This is a genomic window from Galbibacter sp. PAP.153, from assembly GCF_037029175.1.
Classification (GTDB): domain Bacteria; phylum Bacteroidota; class Bacteroidia; order Flavobacteriales; family Flavobacteriaceae; genus Galbibacter; species Galbibacter pacificus.
The window spans coordinates 1-9,634 of record NZ_JAZEUN010000043.1; the positions used below are offsets into that span (position 1 = coordinate 1).

At 36.4% G+C, this 9,634-nt stretch carries 7 protein-coding genes; 3 read left to right on the forward strand and 4 right to left on the reverse strand.

Translation table 11 applies throughout. The features are described from left to right. Positions 1–508: 508 nt before the first annotated feature. Positions 509–1,699: a hypothetical protein gene (locus tag UXI14_RS17800; RefSeq protein ID WP_335967322.1), complete on the forward strand. Its 1,191-nt coding sequence runs from the start codon at positions 509–511 to the stop codon at positions 1,697–1,699. 49 nt (positions 1,700–1,748) lie between these two features. Here the strand turns inward: UXI14_RS17800 and UXI14_RS17805 are convergent, their stop codons facing one another. Genes UXI14_RS17805 through UXI14_RS17820 form a run of 4 tightly spaced genes read right to left on the reverse strand, consistent with a single transcriptional unit; the run spans position 1,749 to position 7,282 of the window. Then, the gene (locus UXI14_RS17805) at positions 1,749–3,212 is read right to left on the reverse strand and encodes an oligosaccharide flippase family protein (RefSeq protein ID WP_335967323.1); all 1,464 of its coding nucleotides are present in this window, start codon (positions 3,210–3,212) and stop codon (positions 1,749–1,751) included. 2 nt (positions 3,213–3,214) lie between these two features. Continuing rightward, the gene (locus UXI14_RS17810; RefSeq protein WP_335967324.1) at positions 3,215–4,486 is read right to left on the reverse strand and encodes a glycosyltransferase; all 1,272 of its coding nucleotides are present in this window, start codon (positions 4,484–4,486) and stop codon (positions 3,215–3,217) included. 54 nt (positions 4,487–4,540) lie between these two features. Beyond that, positions 4,541–6,994, reverse strand: a complete 2,454-nt coding sequence (locus UXI14_RS17815) for a YfhO family protein (RefSeq protein WP_335967325.1) — start codon at positions 6,992–6,994, stop codon at positions 4,541–4,543. Positions 6,995–7,009: 15 nt separating this feature from the next. After that, positions 7,010–7,282: a DUF4834 family protein gene (locus tag UXI14_RS17820; protein WP_277899132.1), complete on the reverse strand. Its 273-nt coding sequence runs from the start codon at positions 7,280–7,282 to the stop codon at positions 7,010–7,012. A 209-nt stretch (positions 7,283–7,491) separates the two neighbouring features. Between UXI14_RS17820 and UXI14_RS17825 the strand changes: the two genes are divergently transcribed. Further along, positions 7,492–8,472, forward strand: a complete 981-nt coding sequence (locus UXI14_RS17825; RefSeq protein WP_335967326.1) for a transporter — start codon at positions 7,492–7,494, stop codon at positions 8,470–8,472. A 6-nt stretch (positions 8,473–8,478) separates the two neighbouring features. Further along, positions 8,479–9,597 carry a GTP cyclohydrolase gene (locus UXI14_RS17830; protein ID WP_277899130.1) on the forward strand — a complete coding sequence of 373 codons (1,119 nt, stop codon included), beginning with the start codon at positions 8,479–8,481 and terminating at the stop codon, positions 9,595–9,597. Positions 9,598–9,634 lie beyond the last annotated feature (37 nt).

Below are 9,634 nucleotides of genomic sequence, written 5' to 3' on the forward strand. Positions count from 1 at the left end.
CATATGTATTAACAACAACGAACCCTCACCTATTTTAACACATTAAAAACCAAATATTTAGTTAAAATTACGCTATGCTCATTTTTTGGCATACTGTTTGAATCAATCCAATTAAATTTCATAGTTGAATTTTTTTTGGTTGGTTAGTTGAGAAAACTCCGCATTCTATGCATAGCATAAGCGGGGTTTTCTTGTTTTTGGCAACTTCATCAAAAAAAGTTTTAGATGATACTTTTTTAGTGGTTTGCTGTGTTATTTAAACTGCCATCTATTTTTTGGGTTTCTAAAATTCACTTCATAAATAAAAAAATATTTTAACGGTAACATTTTCAGTAATATGCACCGCACGAATCATTCACCTTTAATTTTTGGCACGCAGTTTGATTCTTATGTAACAACAATTAATAATTACCTTACAAACCAACGAGGTTTTTATAATTAAACGAATGAAATCCGGTTAGGCCGGATAGCAATAACTCCCAATTAGCGGGAATAAAACCTAGAAATTATGAAGTATTTATATATCTTTTTTGTGTCTGTTTTTCTTGGTTCCAATCTAGGATTTGCAAGCACGGACAACAATAGCACTTATAGCCCTAGTAACGGTTACGGAGACTCCTTTATATTTGTGGAAAACGGTATTACATTTTCTGTTTTTCCCAATGGCGAATTCGATTTTTATATAGACAACCCTTCTTACATTGGGGCAAGTGTAAATACAGGGAATGTAAATATAACTTTTAACTCTGGATTTAGCTACGATGCTTATGTTCAATATGATGATTATGGGGCCGTGATTCAAATAGAGAACACTCCTATTTATTACGATTTTTATGGACGTGTTTCCAGAATTGGGGGCATTAACATCTATTATCAAGGAAATTATGTAAATAGGATTGGTGGTCTAAATATTTATTTCAATTCAAACGGCGTATACAATTACAGTACCGGATACATCAATGTATATAACAGGGTGTACGTATACAGGCCTTATTACAGATATTTTGTAAGGCCAAGACCTGCCTACTGCCTGGTATATTACCAACCATACAGGAGGTATTACAGACCTGTTAGGTATACCTATTACAAGCCATATAGAAATAATAACAGAAGGGCTTATGCCAGTGTTGGAAGAACATATCATTATAAAGAAAATAATGCCAGAAGGGCTGTATATACAAACGACAGAAGGGTAAGTGTAAGAAACGACAGGCAAGTGGCCAATAGCGTAAGGAGCAGAAGCTTGACATACGAAAAAACCAGGTCTTCTACCCCAAGTGCTAGAAATAGCAGCAATACTGCTAGAAATACCCGGAATAGTTATTCCAGGTCCACAAGCACCAATAGTAGAAATACCACCCCTACAAAAGGATACTCTAGTTCCACGAGGTATTCCAACAGGTCTTCTGCGGGAAATTCAACTGCTAGGAGTTCTGCTTCGGGAAACAGAAACACACAAACATATTCTTCAAGCTCAAGAGCTTCAAGAAGTAGCGGTAATTCTTATCCCAGCGCAAGTAGAAGCAGTTCCAGATCTAGCAGTGCATCTTCGGGCAATAACCGCTCAAGGTCAACAAACGTAAGTTCCCCTAGATCTACTTCAAGTAGTAGGTCTTCTTCTGCAACAAGATCTTCATCGTCTAGGTCTTCTTCATCTAGATCTTCTTCTGGATCAAGTAGAAGTGGCGGAAGGGGCTAATACAATTTTAGTTAAATAGTTCGTTAATAAGAGCCTGTAAGTATTGCACTTACGGGCTTTTTATCTTAATGTATTTATGGATCAAGGAATTAATATCTTCCGAAAGTTTTAACTTATAAATCATTCCCCCAAAGAAAATACCAATTAGCGCCGACTTTAATACAATGTTGATTATTGGATTAAAATTAAAGTCCCAATAATAAAAAATGGCCAACGTAATTATAATCAGCATAGCCGTTTTAAAGGTTTTAATGGTAAACGGTTGCATTTCAAGTTTTACCTTTACAAAATAAAGCTTTACCCCGTTGTAGATTGAAAAAGCAAAAAATGTTGCAAAAGCAGCCCCGTTGATGCCCCAAAGCGGGATAAATATCATATTAAGCAAAACTGTTATAAAAGCTAAAAAAACACCAAAGAAAAGTACCATCCGGTAATAATCCGAGTTAAAAATAATTGCATTGTTGTTTCCAATTAAATTGTCGAACAGCTTCGCCAAGGAAATTAAAAACACCACCGTTACCCCTCCGCTGTACTCGCTTGGCAACAACTTGTACATTTCATTAATATTCAACAAAATCAATAGAAAAATAAAGCCGCCTATAATAAATAAGTTTATGGAGCTTTTTTTATAAAGTACGTCCAGTTCCTTAAAGTTCCTGCCATTTAACAAACTGCTCGTTATTGGATATACAATTTGGTGCATCGACCTGGCGGGAACGGCAATTACAACCGCAATAAAAACGGCTACATTGTAATAGGCTATGTTTTCTATCTCTTTAAACATCCCCAGCATTACCTTATCTATATCCAACAAAACTGCTGCAATTGAACCCGCTAAAATAATAAGGAACGAGTATTTTAACACATTGCCATAATTGGCGGGCAGCTTAAATATAAATACGGGTTTTTTAAGCAAATAGGCACTTATGAGCATTAAGAGCATCCTTGAAAAATAGACGCCCATCATGGAATATATAAAGCCTTGAACCGATAAAATATTGAAAAACACCATAAACAGAAGCACCATTACCACAACCCGGTGATAAACTTCTTTCAAAAAATTTCCGTAAACCGATTTCATATTAACTTTTGCCCAAGCGTAAAAAACTTCAAAATAGGCCATGGAAAAAGCTAAAACATATATGGTCCATACATACGGTTGAAGGATTTCGTTTTTTTGAGTTAAGTAAGAAACAATCCAATCGTAAGAAACGGCTCCCAAAATCCCCACGGGAACAATAATAACCAAAGGCAATAAAAGCATGAATGCAGTAAAGGCGCTTTGCTCATTTTTATCTTTATAAGAAGTATAAAACTTTATCAATGCATTTTGAACCCCAAATGCCAAAATTGGCATCATAATATTCGACGCCGATAACAAATAGGCCACCACACCATAATAATCGTCTTTTAAAAAATTGGTATATAAAAACAAGGTGTTCAGGGCACCAATTGCAAAACCAATATAGGTTACTACGGTATTTTTGAATGTTTGATTAACTACTATGCCCATAACTAAATAATGGTTGCTAAATGCGAAGTAAGGTTTTTACGGTGATATTTTGATACACCAACCGAATTTACATACAATTTATCAGTTTTATAGGCCTCGTAACTGGAAAGTAATTGTTTCTTTAATTTATTTTTTTCTTCATAATTAAAATAAAAGCCTGTTTTTGTATCGTTTAAAATCTTTTCAACATCCCATTTTACGGGGCCAATAGCCATAATTGGCCGTTTGGAGGCCATATATTCAAATAATTTTCCGGGAATAATCCCCCGTGTCTTTTCAGCATTTATTTCTATCAACAACAGTACCTGGGAAGACCGTTGCATTTTTAACGCTTCATTATGCGAAATGTAGCCGAGAACTTCCAAATGCGCTCCAATACCACATTTTTTAATGCTTTCCAGCACATTATTACTAACTGCACCGGCTAGCCGAAGGCGAAAATCTTTGGCAAAATCATTATTTTCGCTTAGCAATTCCCCTATTGCTTCCCATAAAATTAAAGGATTTCTGCCCGACAATAACGACCCAATATGGGCACAGGTAAATTTATTGTCTAAAGAAACCGCTTCAAATTCTTCATCCAGAAAACCATTGGTAATTACTTCTATGGGCGTATTGGTTATTGTTGAAAATTCGGTCTTAGTGGTAAAACTGGTTACTACAACCCTATTGGCGTTATCGAGAACATCCCATTCTAGCTTTTTGTGCTTTTGTTGCGACCTGCGGCTTAATTTAAGCTCGGAATGATACCCAATATTTGTCCATGGATCTCTAAAATCTGCTATCCATTTAACATTTAGCTCCTTCTTTAAATGCAGCCCAATAAGATGTAACGAATGTGGCGGTCCCGTTGTAATAATAGTATCTATGCCCTCTTTTTGGATATACGACCTTAAATATGCCACGGATGGCTTTACCCAAAATTTTCTGGCATCAGGGATAAAGAAATTGCCCCTTATCCATAACAGCATCTTTTCCATAAAAGACTGTTTTTTTGAAGTTATGATGCCTTTACTGATTTGTTGGGTCTTCTTTTTTGAAAAGATTGAAGCCAATTTATAGGGTTCGAATATAGGTTGCTTTATCACCTTTACTTCTTTTGGTACTTCGGCTACAAATGAAGCATCTTCCATTGGATATTCGGGGTTTTCGGGTACATATACCACCGGTGTAACTCCAAATTGGGGTAAATATTTAGCAAAGTTTAACCAACGTTGTACTCCCGGCCCACCCGCGGGCGGCCAGTAGTATGTTATGATTAATACTTTTTTCATTCACTAAAATTAAAAGAATTGTTAGGTCTATCTCAACAAGAAAGGTGTTTCAATTTAGGCCTCTGTTTCCTTTGTATGTTTATAACCGTAAAAAATTCCGCCCAGTAACAATAAAAACAATAACACGTTACTTGCCAAGGTAATTGTACTTCCTGTTTTTACCACCTGCGGATCAAACTTAAATACAATTTCATGTGTCCCGGCCGGTATTTTTAGCGCCCTTAATGCGTAATTAACCCTAAATTCATCGGTTTGTTGGCCATCAATGGTTACTTTCCAGCCATGTGGATAATACATTTCAGAAAAAACGGCCACTCCTTCATTTTTATTGTTTGCCTTATACATAAGCATATTGGGCTTGTAATCCGTAAGCTCAATAGTTGCCGTAGAATCTACATGGAAACTTTCCGGGGCAATTTCAGAAAATTTAGATTTGTCAAAAACAGCAGTTGTTTTTACATTCAGGCTGTCCAGCGCACCCATTTCTTCATTGGCAGAATTTGTAGCTTTTAATTCATTGACAAACCAAGCAGATCCGTTTGCATACGGGTTTTTTGCAGGATACAATTCACCTTTGTCATTTGGCCTTATAATATACTTTACATTAAGCATATTTAGCACGGCAACATTGTTTTTGGCTATTTGGTATTCAAATAAATCTTGCAAACGCTTAGGCTTTCCTGCATGATAACCCCCTATGGATTTATGCAGAAACGACGTAGAAGCCCCGTTGATGCTCTCTTGGGTATTAAAAACCCGGTAATATCCTTTATCTTCAAGTATTTGCTTGTCTATTGCGGTAGTTGGAAAGGGATTGTCCAGATACCTGGCCGAAACAAAATCGTCTTGGTTTACATAACGTTTGTCCACTCCTACCAAATCTATCAAGATCAATACGCCAACTATTAAAAGTGCATAGTTGGTTTTTAGTTTTTCTTTCATTAATAACCAAACAGCCGCGGCCGCCAATGCAACCAAAACAAAACTCCTAAACAGATCTTTTGTATACAAGGCCGCACGGTCTTCCTTAATACTTTTCATCAACTGGTTAAGTCCCATTTGGTCAAACTGCTGACGGTAGTACGCATCGTTTACATGAGAAAAGTCGAGCGTTCCCTTGACCAGAAACAGCCCAACTAAAGTACCCAAAGAAATTAGCACGCTCCACTTCAAGGCATTTAGTTTTTCCTTTTTTTCTACGGAAGTGTCTAAAAGTTCTTTCAACCCCAAAATTGCCAATATGGGAAAACACAGCTCAAGGAGTACCTGTATGGAAGTAACCGCCCTGAATTTATCGTATAATGGGAAGTAATCAATCATAAAATTGGTCAGCAGGTTAAAATTATGTCCCCAAGACAAGGCCAAAGAGATTAACGAGCCTATTAACAGCCACCATTTAAGCTTTCCTTTCAACAGAAATAAACTAAGCACAAACAAGAAAATTATAATTGCTCCAATATACGCAGGTCCCGCAGTACCGGGTTGAGCACCCCAGTACATCATATGCGCCGCTTGGCCTTCAACAAAGTCTTTTGCTTGCGCCGGAGGCACACCTTGTTTTGTTAAATACTGATATGTATTGGAGTTATCGCCTATTTTTTCATCGTTTCCACCGCCCAGTAGTCTCGGCACGTATAAATCCAGCGATTCAAAAAGTCCATAACTATACTGTGTTATATATGTTTTGTCTAGTCCGCTTGTGTTTTCTTTTGGAGATCCGTCGGGGTTAATAGTTAAGTCGCTTATTCCCCTTGTGCTCCATTTGGCATATTCCTGCGTGGCCATTAAATTGGTAGCATTTGTAGCCACAGCCAAAATTACCGCAACTGCCAAAATACCTATAGTTTTAAAAAAATGTGGCAACTGTTTTTTCTTAAAAGCATCTATAAGAAATACAATCCCCATTACCAAGACCAACAAAAATAAATAATATGTCATTTGGTAGTGATTGGCATTTATTTCCAGGGCCATTGCAAAAGCGGTAAGCAAAAAACCAGCTATGTACCTTTTTTTAAATGCAAGTAAAATTCCGGCCAGCACAAAAGGAAAATAGCCAATGGCATGCGCTTTGGCATTATGCCCAACCCCTAAAATAATAATAAGGTATGTTGAAAAACCAAAGGCCAATGCTCCTATTCCAGCCAGTTTCCAATCTACATTAAGCATTAAGAGCAATATGTAAAAACCAATAAAGTATAAAAACAGATAATCTGCCGGACGGGGCAGAAAACGTATGGTTTTATCCAGTTTTTTTATATAGTCGTGTGGGTAATTGGCTCCTAATTGGTAAGTTGGCATCCCCCCAAAGGCACTGTTGGTCCAATAGGACTCTTCTCCTGTTTTTTCTTTGTAATCGTTGCGTTCTTTGGACATTCCAATATATTGCGCAATATCACTTTGAAATATTTTTTTGCCTTGAAGAACCGGAGAAAAATATATTAATGAGGCTAAGATAAAAACTAAAAATACCACAATATGTGGTACTATTTTCCTTAATTGGTCAGTCATTAAAGTTAAATTTAGTTAGTCAATTTCTTCAAATTCAATATATTCTCCAACTTTTTCTGAAGATTTTTTTGAATCAGTATTTTGTGGTTTTTTATCAATTACTGTTTCCCCTTCCCTATATTGCTGTGCTTGTTTATGTTGCTGTTGCTGTTGCCCAAATTGTTCGCCAAATTTCTTTTCCATCTTCTTGGAAGCATACTTAAACAAATATGGTCCAAAAAGGCGGGACAAGATTTTAAACCCGTACCAAACAAAAAGTATGATTAAGATTGTTCTTAATAACTGCATTGAATTCTATTTTGAAAATACTTTCAAAAATACAATAGATTAAGCGTAAAACAGGATATAAAACCTTAAAAAAATAATAAAAAGTATAAAAATACGATTTCATATAAAACATTCGTCATAATTATTCTGTAAACAACATATTTTTCGGGGTCGTTTTGATATAGTTTACCTTAAAAAAATTATTTTCGTTAATTGAAAAGCAATTTAACATGAAAAAACTTTATTACTTAACTGCTATGCTTGTTACTTGTTCCCTACAAGTAAACGCCCAATATACCGATGTTATAAATTCTAACCGTCCCGGAGCATCCTACAGTGCCTTTGCCGTTGGTAAAAATGTAATCCAGGGAGAAGGTGGCTTTTATTACGAACGTATGGAACATTCTTTGCTAGAAACCGAAGCCAACCGTTATGGAATGGATTATGCCATTCGATATGGCCTGCTGTTCGAACAACTTGAAATTATTCTCGACGGTACTTTTACAAAGGAAAACATGACAAATTATTCCGTATCTCCTTCTACTGAATATTCTAGAAGCAACTTTACCAAAAACACCATTGGCGCCAAATATTTAATATACGATCCCTATAAAAATCCAGAGAAAAACAAACCAAACCTGTATAGTTGGAAGGCAAACCACCATGTACAATGGAAAGACTTAATTCCTGCGGTTGCCGTGTATGCCGGAGCCAATTTTAATTTTGGAGACAACCCGTTTTTCCCTGATGATCCGCAAATAAGCCCCAAAGTAATGATAGCCACACAAAACCATTTTACGGCAAATTGGGTGTTGGTCATGAATTTTATATACGATAAGTTTACGGGAGACGACCCCATGTTTAACTACATAATTACCCTTACACATGCTTTTACCGACCCCCGTTATTCCATATTTATAGAAAATCAAGGATATAAAAGCGACGCATATGCCGATGGGATTTTTCGGGCCGGTGCCGCTAGGCTGTTTAATAAAAACTTGCAGGTAGACGCATCCATGGGTATTAATATAAAAGATACCCCATCCCGTTTATTCGGTTCCATTGGGATTTCCTACAGGCTGGACCGCCATGTAGATCCACGGCCTAGAATAGACAATGTTTCTGATGAAGACAAGGAGTTTATTAAGGAAGCCAAGAAAAAACGAAAAAAGAATAAAAATCCATTTGAAGAAATCGATATTAATGATTAAGAATATATGATTGAAGTTAAAGAAGTAACTACTAAAAAGGAGCTGGAACAATTTGTAAAGTTTCCGTTTGAACTTTACAAAGATTCCGAAAACTGGGTGCCGCCAATTATAAAAGAAGAACTTAACAACTTCAACAAAGACAAAAACCCGGCTTTTAAAGATGCAGAAGCCTGGTTTTTCCTTGCCCATAAAAACAATAAAATTGCAGGCCGTGTATGCGCTATTATTAATTGGAACGAAGTAAAAAAGATGGGCAACAGCAAACTTCGTTTTGGTTGGTTTGATGCCATTGACGATCCAGAAGTCAGTAAAGCCCTTTTCGACAAGGTTTTTAGCATTGGAAAGGAAAAACAACTGGAGTATATTGAAGGGCCGGCAGGATTTTCCAATATGGACAAGGCCGGGATGCTTATTGAAGGATTTGACCGGATTGGCAGCATGCCCACCAATTATAACTTTGAATACTATCCCGGACTCGTGGAGCAATCGGGATTTGAAAAAGAAGTTGATTGGAAGGAATATGAAATTGTTGTTCCAGAGACGGTTCCTGATAAGTTGGCCAAATTTTCAGAATTATTACTGAAAAAATATAGGCTAAAGCTACTTGAGATTCCAAATACAAAGACCTTATTGCCTTATGCCGAAAAGATTTTCGATTTAATGAACCGCTCGCATCAGCATTTAGAATCTTTCACACCTATCAAGCCATACCAAATAGAACATTACAAGAACAAATACTTAAAATTTTTAGACCCCGATTTTGTTGTTCTTATTGCTGATGAAGATGATAATTTAGTTGGATTTTCCGTAATTATGCCTTCGTTTGCAAAAGCGCTTCAAAAAGCAAACGGAAAACTTTTTCCTTTTGGTTTTTATCACTTATTGAAAGCACAAAAGAAAAACGATAAAGTTACACTGCTATTAATTGGCATTGCACCCGAATACATGCGAAAAGGGTTAACTGCCATTATTTTTAATGAAACCTATAAAACATTCTTGAAAAAAGGAACCAAAGTAATGGAGACCAATCCAGAGTTGGAAACCAACAACCAAGTACAGGCACTTTGGAAAGATTACAATCCACAGCTTATAAAAAAGTGGAGGACTTATAGAAAGTATTTATAAGATAGAAGTTTAAAACACAAAAAATCCGCCTTATCGG